Origin of the sequence: Sphingomonas baiyangensis (assembly GCF_005144715.1) — a bacterium.
Classification (GTDB): domain Bacteria; phylum Pseudomonadota; class Alphaproteobacteria; order Sphingomonadales; family Sphingomonadaceae; genus Sphingomonas; species Sphingomonas baiyangensis.
Genome location: NZ_SWKR01000001.1, coordinates 384480 through 403542, shown reverse-complemented (window position 1 = coordinate 403542; position 19063 = coordinate 384480). Strand labels below are relative to the sequence as shown.

Annotated in this window: 19 protein-coding genes; 12 read left to right on the top strand and 7 right to left on the bottom strand. The window is 69.8% G+C overall.

Annotation, left to right across the window (positions count from 1 at the left end; all coding sequences use genetic code 11):
* The 5 genes from FBR43_RS01970 to FBR43_RS01950 all read left to right on the top strand — a co-directional run bounded on the left by FBR43_RS01970 (position 1) and on the right by FBR43_RS01950 (position 4741).
* The gene (locus FBR43_RS01970) at positions 1–813 is read left to right on the top strand and encodes a hypothetical protein (RefSeq protein WP_136941547.1); all 813 of its coding nucleotides are present in this window, start codon (positions 1–3) and stop codon (positions 811–813) included.
* 22 nt (positions 814–835) lie between these two features.
* Positions 836–2242: an amidohydrolase gene (locus tag FBR43_RS01965; RefSeq protein WP_394344006.1), complete on the top strand. Its 1407-nt coding sequence runs from the start codon at positions 836–838 to the stop codon at positions 2240–2242.
* A complete protein-coding gene (locus FBR43_RS01960; protein WP_136941545.1) occupies positions 2242–3549 on the top strand; it encodes an amidohydrolase family protein in 1308 nt (435 codons plus the stop codon). The genes FBR43_RS01965 and FBR43_RS01960 overlap by 1 nt, the downstream gene beginning before the upstream one ends.
* 180 nt (positions 3550–3729) lie before the next feature.
* On the top strand, positions 3730–4395 hold the full coding sequence (locus FBR43_RS01955) for a TetR/AcrR family transcriptional regulator (protein WP_136941544.1): 666 nt from the start codon (positions 3730–3732) through the stop codon (positions 4393–4395).
* Positions 4396–4399: 4 nt separating this feature from the next.
* Positions 4400–4741, top strand: coding sequence for a hypothetical protein (locus tag FBR43_RS01950; protein WP_136941543.1), 342 nt, complete (start codon positions 4400–4402; stop codon positions 4739–4741).
* 41 nt (positions 4742–4782) lie between these two features.
* Here the strand turns inward: FBR43_RS01950 and FBR43_RS01945 are convergent, their stop codons facing one another.
* The gene (locus FBR43_RS01945; protein ID WP_136941542.1) at positions 4783–7254 is read right to left on the bottom strand and encodes a PhoX family protein; all 2472 of its coding nucleotides are present in this window, start codon (positions 7252–7254) and stop codon (positions 4783–4785) included.
* Positions 7255–7426: 172 nt separating this feature from the next.
* Here FBR43_RS01945 and FBR43_RS01940 point away from each other — a divergent pair, with 172 nt between their 5' ends.
* From FBR43_RS01940 to FBR43_RS01930, 3 genes are read left to right on the top strand one after another with little or no spacing between them, the layout of a single operon-like run.
* Positions 7427–7990 carry a hypothetical protein gene (locus FBR43_RS01940; protein ID WP_136941541.1) on the top strand — a complete coding sequence of 188 codons (564 nt, stop codon included), beginning with the start codon at positions 7427–7429 and terminating at the stop codon, positions 7988–7990.
* Positions 7987–8445 (top strand): hypothetical protein, encoded by a 459-nt coding sequence (locus FBR43_RS01935; RefSeq protein WP_169542435.1) that lies wholly within the window; start codon positions 7987–7989, stop codon positions 8443–8445. The genes FBR43_RS01940 and FBR43_RS01935 overlap by 4 nt, the downstream gene beginning before the upstream one ends.
* Positions 8436–8864 (top strand): hypothetical protein, encoded by a 429-nt coding sequence (locus tag FBR43_RS01930; RefSeq protein WP_136941539.1) that lies wholly within the window; start codon positions 8436–8438, stop codon positions 8862–8864. The genes FBR43_RS01935 and FBR43_RS01930 overlap by 10 nt, the downstream gene beginning before the upstream one ends.
* Here the strand turns inward: FBR43_RS01930 and gspD are convergent.
* From gspD to gspG, 5 genes are read right to left on the bottom strand one after another with little or no spacing between them, the layout of a single operon-like run.
* Positions 8858–10942: a type II secretion system secretin GspD gene (gspD, locus tag FBR43_RS01925; protein ID WP_249276399.1), complete on the bottom strand. Its 2085-nt coding sequence runs from the start codon at positions 10940–10942 to the stop codon at positions 8858–8860. The two genes, FBR43_RS01930 and gspD, sit on opposite strands and share 7 nt — an antisense overlap.
* 11 nt (positions 10943–10953) lie before the next feature.
* Positions 10954–11754 carry a type II secretion system protein N gene (locus FBR43_RS01920; protein ID WP_136941538.1) on the bottom strand — a complete coding sequence of 267 codons (801 nt, stop codon included), beginning with the start codon at positions 11752–11754 and terminating at the stop codon, positions 10954–10956.
* Positions 11751–12128 (bottom strand): type II secretion system minor pseudopilin GspI, encoded by a 378-nt coding sequence (gene gspI, locus FBR43_RS01915; protein WP_136941537.1) that lies wholly within the window; start codon positions 12126–12128, stop codon positions 11751–11753. The genes FBR43_RS01920 and gspI overlap by 4 nt, the downstream gene beginning before the upstream one ends.
* Complete coding sequence (locus tag FBR43_RS01910; protein ID WP_262708667.1) at positions 12125–12586, bottom strand: prepilin-type N-terminal cleavage/methylation domain-containing protein; 462 nt, start codon at positions 12584–12586, stop codon at positions 12125–12127. Before FBR43_RS01910 ends, gspI begins: the two co-directional genes overlap by 4 nt.
* Before the next feature lie 7 nt (positions 12587–12593).
* Positions 12594–13064: a type II secretion system major pseudopilin GspG gene (gene gspG, locus FBR43_RS01905; RefSeq protein ID WP_136941535.1), complete on the bottom strand. Its 471-nt coding sequence runs from the start codon at positions 13062–13064 to the stop codon at positions 12594–12596.
* Positions 13065–13122: 58 nt separating this feature from the next.
* On the opposite strand from gspG, the gene gspL reads away from it, so the two are divergent.
* Genes gspL through gspE form a run of 3 tightly spaced genes read left to right on the top strand, consistent with a single transcriptional unit; the run spans position 13123 to position 16213 of the window.
* Entirely contained in the window at positions 13123–14217 is a 1095-nt protein-coding gene (gene gspL / locus FBR43_RS01900; RefSeq protein ID WP_249276398.1) for a type II secretion system protein GspL, read from the top strand.
* Positions 14214–14711, top strand: coding sequence for a type II secretion system protein GspM (gspM, locus tag FBR43_RS01895; RefSeq protein ID WP_136941534.1), 498 nt, complete (start codon positions 14214–14216; stop codon positions 14709–14711). Before gspL ends, gspM begins: the two co-directional genes overlap by 4 nt.
* Positions 14708–16213, top strand: coding sequence for a type II secretion system ATPase GspE (gene gspE / locus FBR43_RS01890; RefSeq protein ID WP_136941533.1), 1506 nt, complete (start codon positions 14708–14710; stop codon positions 16211–16213). The genes gspM and gspE overlap by 4 nt, the downstream gene beginning before the upstream one ends.
* Before the next feature lie 16 nt (positions 16214–16229).
* Here the strand turns inward: gspE and FBR43_RS01885 are convergent, their stop codons facing one another.
* Positions 16230–18002 (bottom strand): DEAD/DEAH box helicase, encoded by a 1773-nt coding sequence (locus tag FBR43_RS01885; RefSeq protein ID WP_136941532.1) that lies wholly within the window; start codon positions 18000–18002, stop codon positions 16230–16232.
* A 249-nt stretch (positions 18003–18251) separates the two neighbouring features.
* Between FBR43_RS01885 and FBR43_RS01880 the strand changes: the two genes are divergently transcribed.
* Positions 18252–19058 (top strand): DUF1206 domain-containing protein, encoded by an 807-nt coding sequence (locus FBR43_RS01880; protein ID WP_169542434.1) that lies wholly within the window; start codon positions 18252–18254, stop codon positions 19056–19058.
* Positions 19059–19063 lie beyond the last annotated feature (5 nt).

The window sequence follows — 19063 nt, the reverse complement described above, 5'->3', positions numbered from 1 at the left end:
TTGCTGGTTCTGTCGTTGCTGCTGATTGCGGGCGCGATCGTCGGCGCCATGGCAATGGTGCTGCGCACGCCCAAAGAGGGTCGCGCGCGGCTCGATTTCGCGCGGCTGGCAGCACAGACGTTCAAGGCGATCGGAGCGGCGCCTCTGCTATTCATGGGCGTCGTCCTCGCCACGAGCGCGGCGCCGGTCACGCTCGTGCAGGTGGCGGCAACCATCAGCGGTGTGGCGAGCCTCATCGATATCGGGCCCACCCTCGCGGCATTGGCGGCCGCGAGCCTGATAATGGTGGCGATCCAGCAGCTCGGACATATGGTGCTGGTGCAGGCCACCCTCGACGCGCTCGATGACCGCGCGATACGCCCGCGCCTGATCCTTGCGCGCGTGCTGCCGCTGCTGCCGCGCGGCATCGCGCTCGCGATCCTGTGGTGGATCGCGATTGTCATCGGTCTTTCGTTCTTCTTCGTGCCCGGCATCATCCTGTGCTGCCTGTGGTTCGTGCCCAGTGCGGTGCTGGTCGCCGAACGCACGGGCATTTTCACGGCATTCGCGCGCAGCGCCGCGCTGACCGCCGGGGTGCGCTGGCACATCTTCCTGCTGCTGTGCATCGGCCTAGTGTTCTGGCTCGTCGTCCAGTCGATGATCGGCGGCATCGCGGCGCTGGCCGATGGCGCCACCGCATCGACGATCGTCTATGCCGCGCTGTCGGCCTTGCTTGGCACCATTCCGCCGGCGTTGGTGGCGGCCACCTATCATTCGCTGCGGACCCAGAAAGAAGGGCTGGGCAGCGATGCGCTCGAACAGGTATTCGCCTGAAAACAAGATCGTACCAGGGAGACTGACGTTGCAAGCCAGACTGTTGACCATCCTTGCCGCCGGAGTGCTCGGCGCATGCGCGGCACAGGCGGACGAGGCGCCGCAAAGTGCCGGTACCCGCGCCGCGCCGCAGCCTTTCGACCGGAACCCCTTTCCCTCGACCTACCGCCCCTATGGCGGACAGCCGACGCTCATCACCAATGTGACGGTGCTTGATGGCGAGGGCGCGCGGATCGACAATGGCGCGGTGCTGTTCCGCGACGGCAAGATCGTCGCGGTCGGGCAAAACCTCTCGGCCGACGGCGCGCAGGTGATCGACGGGCAGGGAAAATGGGTGACGCCGGGCGTCATCGACGTGCACAGCCATCTGGGCAACTATCCCTCGCCCGGCGTCGACGCACATTCGGACGGCAACGAGGCCACCGCGCCAATCACGTCGGAGGTATGGGCCGAACATTCGGTCTGGCCGCAGGACCCCGGCTTCAGCCGCGCGCTGGCCAATGGCGGCGTCACGACGCTTCAGATCCTGCCCGGATCGGCCAATCTGATGGGCGGTCGCTCGGTTACGCTCAAGAATGTCTATGCCCGCACGATGCAGGGCATGAAGTTCCCTGGCGCACCCTATGGCTTCAAGATGGCGTGCGGCGAGAATCCCAAGCGCGTCTATGGCAGCAAGGGTCGCATCCCCTCGACCCGCATGGGTAACGTGGCCGTCAACCGCGCGACGTGGGCGAAGGCTGCCGACTACAAGCGCAAATGGGACAAATATGAGGAGGATGGTGGCGATCCGCCGACGCGCGACATACAGCTCGACACGCTACGCGGCGTGCTGTCGGGCGAAATCCTTGTCCACAACCACTGCTACCGCGCCGACGAGATGGCGATCGTCATGGATATGGCGAAGGAGTTCGGATACCGCGTCACCGCGTTCCACCACGCCGTCGAAAGCTACAAGATCGCCGATCTGTTGAAGGCGAACCAGACTTGCTCGGCCGTCTGGGCCGATTGGTACGGCTTCAAGATGGAAAGCTACGACGCGGTGAACGAGAACCTGGCGATCCTCGAGAACGAGGGCGCCTGCGCGATGATCCATTCGGACGACGCCAACGGCATCCAGCGGCTGAATCAGGAAGTCGCCAAGGTGTGGCACGCCGCGCGCCGTGCAGGTATGAACATCTCGAAGGAGCGCGCCTGGACGTGGCTCGCCATCCGGCCGGCGCAGGCGCTCGGCGTTGGCGAGGTGACGGGCAGCCTCAAGCCCGGCAAGATGGCAGATGTGGTGCTGTGGAACGGCGATCCGTTCAGCGTCTACACCCGGCCCGAGCGCGTCTGGGTCGACGGCGCCTTGATGTACGACATGAACAACCCGCAGATGCGGCCGGTGTCCGACTTCGAGCTCGGCCAGCCCGGTGAAGGAGACGTCAAGTGATGCGTGGTCTGGCAACTCTCACCGCCGCGCTGCTCGCGGCGACGGCGATGCCCGCATTGGCGCAGGACGTGGCGATCACCAATGCCAAGCTGGTGGTGGGGGACGGATCGCAGCCCGTCGACGGCGGTACCGTCGTCATCCGTAGCGGTCGCGTCGTGGCGGCCGGCGCCGGCGTTGCGGTGCCCGGCGGCATGGCGACGGTCGATGCCGGCGGACGCTGGGTGTCGCCCGGCATCTTCGCGGGCTTCACGCGCATGGGCATCATCGAGGTCGACGGCGTCAGCGAAACCAACGATTCCTATGCCGACAATTCGCCGTTCAACGCGGCGCTCGATGTCGCGTCGGCCGTCAATCCGCTGTCGGGGCCGATCCAGGTCAACCGTGCCGAGGGTATCACTCGCGCGGTTGTGGCGCCGGCGGCGCGTGGATCGATCTTCGCGGGACAGGGGGCGGTCATCGATCTCGCCGCCCACATGAGCCCGGTCACGCGCGCCAAGGCGTTCCAGTTCATGGAATGGGGCGAGACGGGCGCACAGCGCGGTGGCGGCAGCCGTCCGGCAGCGATGGCGCTGCTGCGCAACGCGCTGTTCGAGGCGCAGGCCTATGGCCGCAATCCCGGCGCCTATCTCGATCGCGGCAAGGATGCGCTTCTTACGCGCGCCGATGCCGAGGCGCTGGGGCCGGTGCTACGTGGGGCGATGCCGCTGCTCGTGCATGTCGAGCGTGCAAGCGACATGCTGACGATCATCGCATTGAAGCGCGAGTTCGCTGGCATCCGCCCGGTGCTGGTCGGCGCCAGCGAAGGCTGGATGGTGGCGCGCGAGATCGCTGCCGCCGGCATCCCCGTGATCGCATCGGCGCTCGTCGACCTGCCCGCCAGCTTCGATCAGCTCGCCGCCACGCAATCGAACGTCGGCCGGCTGGCAGCCGCTGGCGTCACCGTCGGCATCGGGCAGATCAATGACGATGAATCGCGACAGGCACGGCTGGTCAAGCAATATGCCGGCAATCTGGTGGCGCTCACGCGCGTGCCGGGTGCGAGCGGGCTGAGCTGGGGGCAGGCGTTCGCAGCGATCAGCTCGAAGCCTGCCGAGGCGATCGGCATGGGGGAGGAACTGGGCTCGTTGCGCCCCGGCCGCCGCGGCGACGTGGTGATCTGGGACGGCGATCCGCTCGAGGTCGGCACCGCTGCAACCGCCGTCTATATCGACGGCGTCGAACAGCCGCTCGAGAACCGCCAGACGCGGCTGCGCCAGCGCTATCTCGATCCCAAGGAGGGCGGGCTTCCCAAGGCCTATCAGCATTGATCGATACGGCGGGGAGGCGGTGCGCGCCGCCTCTTCGCCCACGTGGCTCATGCCGCCGATCGCGCGGCCCGCTATTGCACGCACGCCCACCGGACCCCAAAGCCGGTATGCGCGTTCGCTTGATGGGCAGACCGATGCAGCGGGGAAGGACCGGCGATCAACGAAACCACTGACATTTGCGTGCCGCGCGGCGGAAAATGCGCGCCCGATCGCAAGCCGCGACCCGGGCGCCCGCGCGATCCGGCCAAGCGCAACGCAATCCTTGCCGCCGCGCGCGAGGCGTTTCTCGAGCGCGGCCTTGCCGCCTCGACGATCGAGGATATCGCGCAGCGCGCCGGCGTTTCCAAAGTCACGCTCTACAATCGCTTCGGCGACAAGGAGACGCTGTTCGAAGCCGTGATGCGCGGCGAGCTCGAGCGTATGACCGCGGCATTCGATCTCTCGGCCGATTGCGACAGCACGCTCGAGGCCCGGCTCAACCTGTTCGGCGAGGGGCTGCTCCAGCATCTGTTCAGCGCCGATCTGCTCGGGTTCGACCGGCTGCTCGCGAGCGAAATCGCGCAGGTGCCTGCGCTCAGCGAACGCTTCTTCCGCGCCGGACCGGGGCTGTGCCGGCAGCGGCTGGCCGGGGTGCTGGCCGATGCTGCCGCGCGCGGCGAGCTCGTGCTCGACGATGCCTCACAGGCCGCCGAGGATCTGATGTCGCTGTGGCGCGGGCTGTGCGATGTCGAGATCAAGTTCGGGCTTGTTCGCTCGCCCGATGCCGGAGTGATCCGCCGTCGTGCCGCGCATGGAACCCGGCTGTTCCTGCGCGCGTACCAATCGTCTCATCAACAGGAGGAGTGATGCGATGAAGCCGATCTTGCCGATGGGTATGCTCGCCGCGATGATGCTGGTGGCCGGCTGTGGCGGCGGCAGCGCCCCGGCGGTTCCGCCTGCGAACGACATGGCCGAGCCGGCAACGACCAATTTCCAGGCGCAGGTCGCCGCGCTCGACGATGAGCGCCGCAATCTGGTGATGATCCGCGCGATCCGCGACGCCGGGCTCAATTGCCAGGAAGTCACGAGTAGCCGGCGCACCGAAAGCGAAGGCATGACCTATCTGGCGACCTGCGACGCCGGGACCAACTTCCTCGTGACGATCGGCGCCGATGGCAACGCCCGCGTAGTGACGGGCGCCGACGTGCGATAGGCAGCGGCCGCCCGGCCAAAGCCGGGCGGCACGCATGTCCCTTACAGCCCTACAACGCCGCCATCGGCGCGCACGATCACTACCACGCCCGAGCGCGGCCGCGTGGTGGCCGGCGCACTGCTGTTGGTCTGGCTGTCGGGCCACTTGCTCGTCGGCGCGGCCGGCGTGCCGTTCTCGCCCGGATGCTGGACGCCGACGAACAGGTTGCGGCCATCGGGCGTGGTGTCGACGCCGGTAATCTCGCATTCGAGCGGCCCGGTCAGGAACCGTTTCAGCCGCGCACCGGGCGCCGCGCCCACATAGGTCGTCACGGTTCGCGTCGTGCCGTCGGCACCCGTGCTCGTCACCGAACGCGCCGCACCATCGCCCACGGTGCCGGGCAGCGCGGCGAGCATCTGGTTGTTGGTCTGATCGGTGAAGGCGCCGTCGTCGGTCTGCACCCACAAGAGCGGGCTGACCTGCCCGGCGACATTGGTCGGCCGGCTGAACCACAGGCCGTCGGGGCTCGAATGATCGTTGTCGGCCGTCAGCCCTGAGATGTTGATGTTCGCGGGATCGAGATCGGAACCCGCGGCGAACACGTAGATGTCCCAGCGGAACCCCGTCGCCTCGGTCGTGTCGCCATCCTCGCGCAGGCGCAGGATGTGGCCGTTGCGGTTGCCGCGCGCGGTGCTGGGCGGGTCCTGGTACGAACGCGGATTGGCCGGATCGACACGGTCGACGCTGCGCGACGAATTGTTGGTGAGCGTCAGGTACATCTCGCCATTGGCAGGATTGACCGCAGTCCATTCGGGACGGTCCATCGGCGTGGCGCCCAGCGCGTCGGCCGCGAGACGGGCATGGGTCAGCACATCGGCCTGGTCGGCAAAGGGGTATGTAGCGTTGGAGGGGGTCAGTGGCCCTTGGCCGAAGACCAGCGGGAGCCAGTCACCGGTGCCATCGGCATCGAAGCGTGCGACGTAGAGTGTGCCGGTGTCGAGATACTTGTCGCCGATGGCGAGGCGATCGGTAGCGTTGGCATCGGCTGCGACCCATGCCGTCGCCGAGACGAACTTGTAGAGATACTCGTTCTGCGCGTCGTCGCCCATGTACCAGGCAGGCCGCGTGCCCGCGACGAAATTGCCTGGCCATGCGCCTTCATGGTTCATGCGGCCAAGCGCGGTGCGCTTGCGCGGCACGCTCGTGCGATTGTACGGATCGATCTCGACGACCCAGCCGAACTGGTTGGGTTCGTTGCGGAAATCGGCGGTGGCGCTGCTGCCGGTCGCCTGCGCGTCCCAGCGGCGGAAGATCGTGCTTGCGCCGTCGGCGGGCGTCACCGATGCCCAGGCATAGTTGCCGTTCGCACTCGTCACGCCGTAGCGCGTCAGCGCGGTCACTTCCTTCGCGGTACGGCGCGCATTGTCGGCAGCCGCGGGGCGGCGGAAGTAGAACGCCCAGTTCTCCTCGCAGGTGAGGTTGGTCGCCCAGGGGGTGACGCCATTGGCGCAGTTGTTGATCGTGCCGCGCCCGGCAGTGCCGTCGGCCGAGAACGCCGTCTGCAACAGCGCCGATCCGCGCACCGGGCCGTTGAACGCGACCGGGGTGTTGGGCGTGATGCGACGATTGAGCGCGCCGTTCTGAATCGGGGTCCAGCCGGCGCCCGTCTGCTGGATTTCGACCGCGCTGACGCCGTGCGCCTCGATCTCCTTGATCGCCTCGGCCTCCGGCCGGGGGCCGGCGGGCAGATTGGTGGGGCCGTTGGCGTGCAGATACTGGACGTTCAGATTCTCGTGGTTCTGCACCAGCAGGCCGCGCGTGTTGCTAGCATCGTCGCGCGTGCCTGCGCTGTTGAGGCCGTAATAGCGCAGCGCATCGCCATGATCGCCGATGCGATTGGCGAAGTTGGTGTCGGTGCCGTCGTTCTTGTACGCGGCAACATCGGCGGCGATCGGATCGCCCAGCCGGGTGAGCACGCCTACGGCATAGCCGGTAGGTACCGTCACCAGATCGTTCTTGTTCTTGGCGACGGCGGTGAAGCTGAGGACCGCGGGCGAGATCGTCACCGTCGTCTCGGCCGAGCTCGACTGGCCGCTCTGATCGGTGGCGGTGTAGCGGAACACCAGCGGCTGGTTGGCCGAAACCGACGGCGCCACGAACGTCGCGGTATCGGTGCCGGCGCCGTTCAGCGTAACGGTCGGTCCCGAAACCTGCGTCCAGGCCGAGGTGACGATGCCGCCATCGTCGGTGACGGTCGAATTGAGCGTGACGAGGCGGCCCGCCGAGGCGGTGCCGCTCGATCCGGCGGTGACGACGGGTGGCTGATCGTTCTCAACATCGTTGCCGGTGTCGTCGCAGGCGGCGAGCATCGATCCGCCGAACACCGCCAGCGCCATCGTCGCGGCACCGCCCTGGATCGTCGAACGGCGCGAGTAGCGGCGCTCGACCAGTGCGGAAAGGGTGATCGCAGCGCTCGGATTGGTCTCGATATCGCCGTCGCTATAGCCCGGCGTCGCTTCGTTCACGTCCTTCATCACCTGTCTCCCTACCCCGACTCGCCAGCGGCGGGTCCGTACGCACGCCCCTTCGTGCAGCGATATGACATCCGTGCGTCGGGGGCGCGCCGCGCTGCATATCGGGTGAATTGCGAAAGGCATAGGGCCGGCGGGTCTGTTCGCGCGCGCGGCTTCGGGGTAGGCGGCACGCGTGAAGTCGCTGCCGCCTGCCGATCCTGCGCCCGAGCCTTCGACGCCGAGCCTGCTCGATGCTGCCGCCGCGCGGCTCCGACGGCCACGCGGCGGGGAGAAGGGCAAGCGCCCGGCGCCCGCCGGACCAGCGATATCGGTCCCGCCACGACGGATCGGATGGCTGCTCGCGCTGGGGTTGCCGCTTGGTCCGCTGCTCGGTGCCGGAGTGGCCATGATCGATGCCGAGAGGATCGATGCGCGTACGGCCGAGCTGCGCAACTCGGGGCGCGACCGTCTGGCCGCCGATGCGGTGAACCGCGCCGATCGTGCGGCGATCGCCTCAGGCGTGCCGGGTTTCGCGGCGACGCTCGACGCGCTGGCCCGCACGCTGCCCGATGAGGCGCGGCTGCGTGCAGTGGCGCGCGACGGCGACGGCCGGCTCTTTGGGACCGTGGCGACGGTCGATCCCGACACGCTGCGCGCGGCGTTGCGGCGCGATCCGCTGACCGCGCGCCTGCGCGACAGCGGCCAGCGGCAGGTTGAGGGTGCGATCGAGGTGACGCTCGGCGAGCCGGCACGATGATCGCGCGGCCGGTCATGGCCGGGGCGCTGGCGGGCGGCGTCCTGGCGATCGCCGCGAGCGTCGTGGTGCTGGCGCCCGCGCTCGATCGGCGCACACAGGCGGGCGCCGCGCAATCCCGGCTCGAACAAGCGCTCGATCGCGCGCCCGTTGCCCCCTTGGCCGAAGCACAGGAGACGGGCAGCGCGCAGGCTGCCGTCGCGGCGACGCTCGCCGTTACGCGCCGTTCAGCGGCAGCGGCCGGCGTGCTCGTCGAGCGGGCGACACCCGCGACACCCGCAGCGCCGCATGTCGCGCGTCTTGCGATGCGCTTGTCGGGGCCGGAAAAGGCTGTGCTCTCGCTTGCCGATGGCATTGTGCGAGGGGTTCCCGGCGCACAGTGGCGAAGCTGGCGATTGACGGCGCTGCCCGGCGGTGCGTTGCAGCTCGACGGGGAAATGGTGCTCGCATGGCGCTGAACCGGGCCGAAGCGATCGCAGCGACGATAGTGGCGATCTGGATTGCGGCATTCCCCGCGGCAATCCTGCTCGCGCCGACGCCTTCTCCGCTTCCGCCCGCCGCTGATGCCGCGCAGCCGGCCTCGGCTGCGATAGCCGCGCCGCCGATCGACGCGGCGCTCGCGCGACCGTTATTTGGCGCCACTGCGCCCGAGCCGATGCCTGACCTGCCCGAACTGGTGGGTATCGCCGGCCGTCTCAACGTCGATGCGGTGGCGCTGGTGCGCAGCGCCGACGGCAGTACGCGGACGCTCGCGATCGGCGAAAGTATCGATGGCTGGCGGCTGCAATCGCTGGCGATCGACGCCGCCGGCTTCGCGCGCGGCGGGCGGCAGGTCCGCGTTGCGATGCCCGGCAGTGACGGTGCACCGGCTCAGTAGATTCCGTCGATCTCGACCGTCAGTCGCGGGGCGGGGGGCTTCAACAGCAGGCTGCGGCGTTCGTTGATGAGCAGTTCCTCGCCGCGCAGCCGCTGATAGCGTTCGTCGGATACCGCCGCGGCATCGTCGCTGGTCCGCAGGATCGTGGGCTTGAGGAAAATGAACAGCGTGCGCTTCTGCTGCGATTCGCGGCGCGACTTGAACAGCTCGCCCAGGATCGGGATGTCGCCGAGGATCGGCACCTGGCTGCGCTGGCGGCGATAATCGTCGCTGATGAGGCCGCCGAGCACGATCGTGCGGCCATTGTCGGCGAGCACCGTCGTGTTCACCGCGCGGCGATTGGTGATGAGGTCGGTCGCCTGCGCCACCTGCGTGGGGGCGATGTTCGAGGCTTCCTGCGCGATTTCGAGCCGGATCGTGTCGCCGGCATTGACGCGCGGCAGCACGCGCAGCGTGATACCCACGTCGCGACGCTCGACCGACGTGTATGGATTGACGCCGGCGGTGTCGGTCAGGATCGATCCGGTGATGAACGGCACTTCCTGCGCCACCACCAGCTCGCCGATCTTGTTGTCGATGACGGTGAGCGAAGGCTTCGAGAGCAGATTGGCGCGTTCCGAGATGCCAAGCGCCTGCACGAGGATCGAGAATTCGTCGCCGATGGCGACATTGGCGGTGAGCCCTTCGCCCAGCACCGCGCCGATCGGTACGTCGAGCGCGTTGAGGATCGTGCCGAGACTGGCGAAGACGGGGTTCGAACCGAACGATGTTGCCGCACCCTCGACCTGGTTCAGCACCGCGCCCGAGGTGCCGATCTGCACCGCCAGCGCCTCTGCCTCGTCGCCGGTGATCTCGGCGATCGCGGCCTCGAGCAGCACCTGCGGGCGACGCACGTCGAGTTCGGCCACCAGCGTTTCCATGCCCGCGACGGCGCTCGGCGTGCCGCGCACGACGATGGCGTTGATGTCGGGCGCGGGCTGGACCGTAAGGTCGGGCGTGGTGAAGCCGACCGGTGTACCCTCGCTCTGGTTGTCGCCCACCGTCGAGATGCTGCCGCCGCCGGTCCCGCCGCCACCGCCGCCGGCCAGCCCGCCCAGCGCCCCGGCAGCGCCTGCTGCGTTGTTCTGGTTCACCAGACCTGCAAGCGTCGCGGTGGGGTTGGGATTGCGCGTGCCAAGGCCGCCGCTGCTGCGCCCGCGTGCCTGCAGGCTGCGCGCCACCGGATTGGTCGCTTCGCCTTCCTGCCCCAGCACGCCGCGCAGCACCTCGGTCACGCTTTCGGCGTCGGCGAAGTTGAGGCGGAAGACGCGCGTGATCGGCGTGGCGCCGCCGGGCGCGTCGAGCGAGATGGCGATGCGGCGCGCCTCGGCGACGCTGGCGGGGGTGCCGCGCACCACCACGATGTTGCTGCGCGGATCGGCCGCCACGCGCGCGCCGCCGGCATCGTCGCCCAGCACCTGCGCGATCGCCGCCGCCACTTCGGGCGCCGAGCCGTTGCGCAGGGGAATAGTCGCATAGGTCTGGCCGCCGCCGCCGTCGAGGTTGCGCATCAGCCCTTCGATGCGGCGAACATTGTCGGCATAGTCGGTGACGACGATGGCATTGGGCTGCGCCAGCGGCTCGACCGAACCGAAGGTCGCGACCAGCGGCCGCGCGATGCGCGCGGCTTCGGCCGCCGGCACGTTCGACAGGCGGATCATCCGCGTGACGAGTTCCTGCCCCGATCCCGAACGGCGCACGCCGCCGTCGCGCACGGCATTGGCCTGCGGCACGATACGCCATGCGCGGCCCGATTGCACCGCCGCAAAGCCGTTGGCGCGCAGCACCGACTGGAACAGTTCCCACACGCCGTTCTGGCTCAAGGGCTGCGACGAGGTGACGGTCACGGTGCCGCGCACCGCGGGATCGAGGATCAGCGTGCGGCCGGTGAGGCGCGATATCTGATCGGCCACATCGGCGATCTCGACGCCGCGCATGTTGACGACGATATCGCCCGCCTGTGGCGGCGCCTCCTGCGCACCGAGCGGCTGGAGCGCGGTCGCGGCGAGCGCGAGAAGGAGCAGGGGCTTTCTGGGCACGGGATGATTCTCTAGCGCAAGGGGACGGTGAGCGTTACCGCCTTGCCGTCGCGAAGAAGCTGGACCTGGGCGGAACCGCTGCGCTGCGCGGCGGCGAAGGCGGCCTGGTCGGCGGCCCCCTGACCGAGCTGCTGGCCGTTGACCGACTGGATGACGTCGCCCTGCTGCAATCCCGGCGGGGCATTGGCGCCGATCGCGTAGCCGCCCTCGGTGGGCGATGCGTCGAGCCGGCCGAGCAAGGCTGCCGGGGCGGTGGGAGGCGGAGCGGAAGCGGCGATCGGGGTGGCCGTCGCGACAGGCGTGGCACCCGGCGCGGCGGGGCCGGCGCCCGGTGCCGTCGATCCGCTGTTCGCCGCCAGCGTGGGATCGGGGAACGCCAGAAACTCGATCCGGCCGCCATTGTTGAGCAGCACGCGGTCGCGCTGGATGCCCTCGATCGTGGCCCCTGCCAGCGCCTCGCCGATGCGATAGGGCCGCGGTGTCGCGCCGTTTTCCGAGACGAACGCGGTCGACAAGGTAGCGGGCACCGCGAACACCACGCCTTTCAGCACGACAGCGAGCGCCGTTGGCTGCGCCTGGTCGGCGATCGCGGCCTTGCCGAACGGCGCCAGCGCGATCGCGGCCGCCGTATCGGGCACCGCCATCGCTGGGCGCGCGCCCGACGGCACGGTGATCGCGCCTTGCCCCGCATGGCCCGCGATGCGCCAGGTCAGCCCGGCGAGCGCGATGCCCACCGACGCCACGACCAGCCCCGTCACCACGTCGAGCGTGCGGCGCGTCTGCAACGGGGTGAGATCGAACAGCCGGTTCATTGCCCGCCTGCGTCGAGGAAAGCGTCGAGCGATGCAAGCGGCGATGCACTGGGTCCGCCATCGGACGCGAATACGCGGATGGTGAGGGCGGCGATCTCGGGGTCGTCGGTGCCGCGCTCGTCGACGGCGATGCGCCAGCGTTGCCCGAGCATCGCTACCTCGCGTGCCGGCACCACGCCAGCCTCGAGTTCGGCGAGGTGATTCTCGGCCACCCACATCGCGACCGCGCGCTGCTCCATCGCGCGCGTCGAATCGATATGCGCCTCTACCGAGCGGACGAGGCCGACGGTGGCGATGGCGAGGATGGCGAGCGCGACCAGCGCCTCGATCAGCGAGAAACCCGCTTCGCTGTTGTGGCGCGCGTCGCGCGTCATGCGCCCGCCGGCCGCGCGGTGGCGGTCAGGCCGTCATACACCACGCTCCAGCGCTGGTCGCCGCCCTCGATCACCGCGGTCATCGGCTTGCCCGATCCGTCGGGGCCGAGCACGAAGGGCGGGCGCGCCGAGAGCGTCATCGTCATGCCGCCGGGCAGGCTGTGCGGTGCGAGCGCCTCGCCCTCGAACGGCAACCAGGTGCGGCCGTCGAAGCGCGCGAAGCCATAGCCGCCTTCCTGTGCAGTGAACGCCAGCATCGCATCGCCCAGCATCGCATCGTCGGCAGCGGCCTGGAGCCGTTCGGCGAGGCGCCGCGCCTCGCTTTCCACCGATGGCGCGCGCGTCGCGGCGCCGATGCCCAGCGTCACCGCGCCCGCCGCCACCGCGATGATCGCGAGCACGATCAGCATCTCGATCAGCGTCATGCCGGCTTCGCGGCGGGATGCGCACGCGCGCACGGGCTATTTACTGCTTGCCCGTGAGGTCCGCGTCGAGGCCCTCGCCGCCGGGCTGCGCATCCCGCCCGAGCGACTTCAGCTCGAAGCTCGATCCTTCCGACGTATAGGCATAGGGGTTGCCCCACGGGTCCTGCGGCAGATCGGACAGATAGCCTTCGGCCGACCAACTGGTGGGCACCGGCGGCGTCGTCGGCCGCTCGACCAGCGCCTGCAATCCCTGCTGCGTGCTCGGGTAGCGGCCATTGTCGAGCCGGTACATCTTGAGCGCGGCCGAGATGGTGCGGATATCGGTATTGGCGATGGTGACGCGCGCCTCGTCGGGCCGGCCAATCACGTTGGGCACGATGAGCGCGGCGACGAGCGCGATGATCGCGAGGACGACGATCATCTCCACGAGCGTCAGTCCCGCTTCGTCCGCCGGCACCGATTGCGCGCGCACGCGGCGGCTGTCATGAAACTGTTTCAAACGGATGTGCATTCCGGCCCTATCCAATCGGTGCGTGAAAGCATTGTTACAAGCGAGCGTTGCCCCCGGCATGACCCCGTCCACGCCTGTTGCCCCCGAACACCGCCTGTCGGGCATCTGGAGCCTGCACGGTGCCGCGCCCATCATAGCCGAACCCGGCGGCCCCGCAACGCTGCTCGTGCCGGGCGAGGCGGTGCGGCTGCTGGCGGTCGACCTGCCTTTGTCGAGCCATGCCAAAAGGTTGGAGGCGCTGCCCTTCGCGATCGAGGATGCGATCGCCGATCCGCTCGATGCCGTACACATCGCATTGGGCGTTGAAGTCGCGCCAAAGCGCTATCTGGTAGGCGTGGTGCGCCACGCGGTGATGGCCGCATGGGTCGAGGCCGCCGACGAGGCCGGGTTGGGTCATGCGGCCATCGTCCCCGACATGCTGGCGCTGCCACGGCCGGGCGAGGGCGAATGGGCCGTCGAGCTCGGCGACACACGCGCGCTGGTGCGCGCCGGCGACGGCACCGGCTTCGCGCTCGCCGCGCCGATGCTGCGCACCGCGTGGGATGCCGCCGGCCGACCGGCGATCCACGGCTATGGCGCGCCTTTGCCCGACGACATGGGCGCGCAAGCGGCCGAACTTGCCGGCGCGCCGCTGGTGCAGCGGCTCGTCGGCCCCGCGCTCGATCTGCGCCAAGGCGCCTATGCGCGGCGCCGCGCCGCGGCGGGCATGGGCTATGGCCGGCGGATCGCATGGATCGTCGCGGCGGGCGCGCTCGCCCATGCCGGCATCGCGGTGGCCGATACGATCATGTTGCGCACGATCGCCGAGCGCCGCGCCGACGATCTGCGCGAGCTTGTGGCGCTCACCGCGCCCGGCACCGCGCTGCCCGAAGATGACTTCGCCGGTCAGGTCGCCGATCTGATCCCCGAGCCGCAGCGCGCCAGCCCGTTCCTGCCGCTCGTCACGCGCGTATCGGGCGCATTGGCGCCGCATTCGGCGGGGCTCGCGGTGCGCGCGATGCGTTTCGAGGGCGCGCAACTGGTGCTCGACATGGACGCGCTGCAACCCGGCATGGCCGCCCGGCTGACCGCGGCGCTGGCCGATGCGCGCGTCGACGGTCGCGTCGTCGAGGCGGCCGACGGATCGCTCAGGCTGGTGGCGCAGGGCGCATGAGGGTGATCCGCATCATCGAGCGCGACCGGATCGAAGCCGCGCTTGCCCGGCTTGACGCATGGTGGTCGGGCCTCACCCGGCGCGAGCGTATTCTTGTCGGCACGCTCTCGGCGCTCTTGTTCGCGGTCGTGCTGGTCTATGGCGTCGTGCGTCCCGTGCAGGATGCGCGCGGCGAGGCGCGCGCCGATATCCGCACCTATGAAACGCTGATCGCGCGCGTGCGCGCCGCCGGCACGCTCGGGGCGCAGGCACCGCGCCGCACGGGCACGCCCGACCAGATCGTGGCGGGCGCCGCGCAGCAGTTCGGCCTCGCCGTCACCACCGCGCCCGAGGGCGCCGGCGTGCGCGCCACGCTGGTCGAGGGGCAGTATGATGCGGTGGTCAACTGGCTGGCCGAGGTGAGCCGGTCGAGCGCGCTCGGCATCGTGCGCGCCGAGATCGTGCGCCGACCGACGCCGGGCATGGTCGCCGCGACGGTGGATTTCGCGCCATGAGCGACACATTGATCGTGACCGAGACGGTCGAGGCACCGCCACCCGCGCGGCTGCCCTACGGCTTTGCGCGTCGCAACGGCGTGCTGCTGCGCGTCGCGGCCAATGGCGCCACCGAATGCGTGCACCGCGCCGACATGCCGCTCGATGCGCTGATCGAAGTGACGCGCATCGCGCCGGGCGCAACGCTGGTGCCGGTGGCCGACGATGCCTTCGACGCCGCGCTCGGCACCGTCTATGGCGATCGCGCGCAGCAGGCCGCCGATTTCGACATCGCCGAAACCGATCTGGCCGCGCTCGCCGACTCGGCCGCCGCGGTCGACGATCTGCTCGACACGCGCGACGATTCGCCCGTCATCCGCCTCATCAACGCGCTGCTGCTCGAGGCGATCAAGGAAGGCGCCAGCGACGTCCATGTCGAGACCACCGAGAAGCGGCTGGTCGTGCGCTTCCGCATCGACGGCGTGCTGCGCGACGTGGTCGAGCCGCAGCGCGCGCTGGCGCCGCTGCTCGTCAGCCGCATCAAGGTGATGGCCAAGCTCGACATCGCCGAGAAGCGCGTGCCGCAGGACGGGCGCGTGACGCTGCGCATCGGCGGCCACGATGTCGATGCGCGCGTATCGACCATCCCTACCCAGCATGGCGAGCGCGTGGTGATGCGCCTGCTCGAGCGCGGCGCGATGACGCTCGATCTGAGCGCGCTCGGCATGAGCGACCGCGACCGCAGCGTTTTCACGCGCCTGCTCGAACGGCCGCACGGCATCCTGCTCGTCACCGGGCCGACGGGTTCGGGCAAGACGACGACGCTCTATACCGCGCTCACGCGCCTCAACGATCGCCGTCGCAACGTGATGACGGTCGAGGACCCGATCGAATATGAACTGGCCGGCATCGCCCAGACGCAGGTCAATCCGCGCACCGACATGACCTTCGCGCGCGGCTTGCGCGCCATCCTGCGCCAGGACCCCGACGTCATCATGGTGGGCGAGATCCGCGACCAGGAAACCGCGCAGGTCGCGGTGCGATCGGCGATGACGGGGCATTTCGTGCTGTCGACGCTGCACACCAATTCGGCGGTGGGCTCGGTGACGCGGCTGATCGACATGGGCGTCGAGCGCTATCTGCTCGCGCCGATGGTGGTGGGGCTGTGCGCGCAGCGGCTGGTGCGCCGGCTGTGCGCGCATTGCCGGCGCGAGGATGTGGCGAGCGAGGCCGACGCGCTGCTGGTGGGCGGCGGGCTTGCCGCCGGCGAGCCGATCTGGCGCGCCGAGGGCTGCGACGAATGCCACGGCGAAGGCTATCGCGGCCGCGCCGGGCTGTACGAGGTCGTCGGCGTCGACGACCGCTTCCAGAAGATGATCCACGACGGCGCCAGCGAAGCCGAACTCGAACGCGCCGCCCGTGCCGGCGACAATCCCAGCCTGCTCGACGACGGCATCGCCAAGCTGCGCGCCGGAATTACGACGGTCGAGGAAGTGGCAAGGGTGACGCGCGAGGAGGCCTGAGGGGCTAATCCTCGCTCTACTTCCCCGCCTTCCCCCGATGCGGCTTGCGGTCCGCGCGCGGGCGGAAGGGTTTGCCGCCGGGGCCGCCGCCGGGGCGGTGCGGCTGGGCGCGGTGCGCGGGCGCGGCGTTGCTGCGTCGATAGGCGGGGCCGGGGCCGCGCTGATGCTCGCCGGGGCCGTTCGGCGCGGGCTCGATGCGCACGCTCTCGCCGCCGCCTTCGCGCTCATCCTCGGCCGTCCGGGCGACGGCGGCGGCGAACTTGCCGGCGATCGCGCGGGGCACCTGGAAGAAGGTTTCGTTCGCGGCGATGCGGATCGCGCCCACTTCGTTCTTGGTGATGTGGCCGCGGCGGCACAGCAGCGGCAATATCCAGCGCGCATCGGCATTCTGGCGCCGGCCGATGTCCATGCGGAACCACAGCACGTCCTCGAAGCCCGGCCGATGCCGCTCGACCTGCGCGGCGCGGCGCGCCTCGGGCGTGTTCTCGATCATTTCCTCGGGCGCCGGCATCTTGGCGCGGTGCGCCTGCGCCAGCAGGGCGGCGATGTCCTCGGGACTGCGCTCGGCAAGCAGGCGCGTGGCGAGCACGCGATCCTCGTCCTCGATCTCGACGGGTGCCAGAAGTGCCGCCAGCAGGCGCTCATGGTCCTGTGCGCGAATCGCCGCCGGGGTCGGGGCATCGATCCATTCGGCCTCGATCCGCGCGCCGCGCAGCATCGATTCGACGCGGCGGCGGCGCGGATAGGGGACGATGAGCACCGCGGTGCCCTTCTTGCCCGCGCGGCCGGTGCGGCCCGAGCGGTGTTGCAGCGCCTCGGCGTCGCGCGGAATCTCGACATGCACGACGAGGCTGAGGCTCGGCAGATCGATACCGCGCGCGGCCACGTCGGTCGCGACGCAGACGCGCGCACGCCGGTCGCGCAGCGCCTGCAACGCATGGTTGCGTTCGGACTGCGAATGCTCGCCCGACAAGGCCACGGCATCGAACCCGCGCTCGATCAGCGTGGCGTGCAGCCGGCGCACATTGTCGCGCGTCGCGCAGAACAGGATCGCGGTCTCGGCCTCGTGGAAGCGCAGGAGGTTGATGACCGCCGCCTCGATCTCGGCGGGCGCCACCGTCACCGCCTGATAGGTAATGTCGCCATGGCCGCGCTCGTCGCCGACGGTGGCGATGCGCAGCGCGTCGCGCTGGTAGCGCTGCGCCAGTGCCACGATCGGGCGCGGCATCGTCGCCGAGAACAGCAGCGTGCGGCGGCCGTCGGGTGTCGCGTCGAGGATTTCCTCGAGGTCTTCGCGAAAGCCCATGTCGAGCATCTCGTCGGCCTCGTCGAGCACCGCCGCGCGCAACGCCGACAGGTCGAGCGCGCCGCGTTCGAGATGGTCGCGCAGCCGCCCCGGCGTGCCGACGACGATCTGCGCGCCGGCCTGGAGCGCGCGCCGCTCCTTTGAGGCATCCATGCCGCCGACACAGGTGACGATACGCGCGCCGGCTTTGCCGTAAAGCCACATCAGCTCGCGGCTGACCTGCAACGCCAGCTCGCGGGTGGGCGCGATCACCAGCGCCAGCGGCGTGCGCGCGGGCACCGCGCGGCCATCGTCGCCCAGCAATTCGCCCGCCATCGCGAGGCCGAAGGCGACGGTCTTGCCCGATCCGGTCTGCGCCGAGACGATGAGGTCGCGGCCCTGCGCCTGTGGCTCGAGGACGGCGGCCTGCACGGCGGTGGGGGCGGCATAGCCGCGCTCGGCAAGCGCGTCGCCAAGGATCGGGGGAAGCGAGGAAAAGGGCATCGGACTCGAACATGCTGCCCGCCCGCGCAGATTGCGGACGGGGAAGGGATGGGAATGGCGGCCGCCGATCGGGCAGCGCGGAAGTGGCGGGGCGCCTGCCCGGCCGGTCGCGCGCGCCGATTGCTTCGGCGCCCCTTACACCGTTACGCACGCTTTGGCTCCCCCTGATTTCATCGCGGCTGGCAGCGCGGGGAACGCCGCCCCCGATCGACCGTTGGCGCTGCGCAACGAACCTTTGCCGGAGTGAAGATGCTGACCGACGCCAACGCCACGCTGCTCGCGCGTCTGGGATTTGCCGCGCGGGGGCTGGTCTATCTGCTCGTCGGCTGGTTCGCGATCGACGCGGCGCTCTATGGCGGGCAGGCGGCGGACAATCAGGGCGCGATCGGATCGCTGGCGGGCGCGCCGCTGGGCGCGCTGCTGCTGGCGATCGTCGCCGCGGGGCTGTTCGGCTATGCGCTGTGGCGACTGACCGAGGCGGTCGCCGATCCCGAGCGGATGCGCGGCGACATGAAGGGCAATATCAAGCGTGCCGCCCATCTGGTGAGCGGCATCGCGCATCTGGTGCTGGCATGGACGGCGCTGCGGCTGGCGATGCGACCCGGATCGGGTGCAGGCATGTCACCCGGCGACGAGACCGCGCGCGACTGGACGGCGTGGCTGCTCGCGCAGCCGCTCGGCGCGCTGCTCGTGGGCGCCGTGGCGCTGGGGCTGCTGGTGGCCGCCGGCCAGCAATGGCATCGCGCGTGGGAAGGCGATTTCGTCCACGATCTGCGCGGCGATGCGCCCGCACCCGATTATGTCTGCACCATGGGGCGCATCGGCTATGGCGCGCGCGGCGTGGTGTTCGCGATCATCGGCATCTTCTTCATCGCGGCGGCATGGCGCGCGCAGGCGAGCGAAGCAGGCGGCATGGCCGATGCGCTTGCCAGCCTGAAGCAGCAGCCCGGCGGCCCCTGGCTGCTGGCGGCGACGGGCATCGGCCTTGCCCTGTTCGGCATCTACAGCATGATCGAGGCGCGCTTCCGCCGCATCCATGTCGACCTGCCGGGATAGGCGCG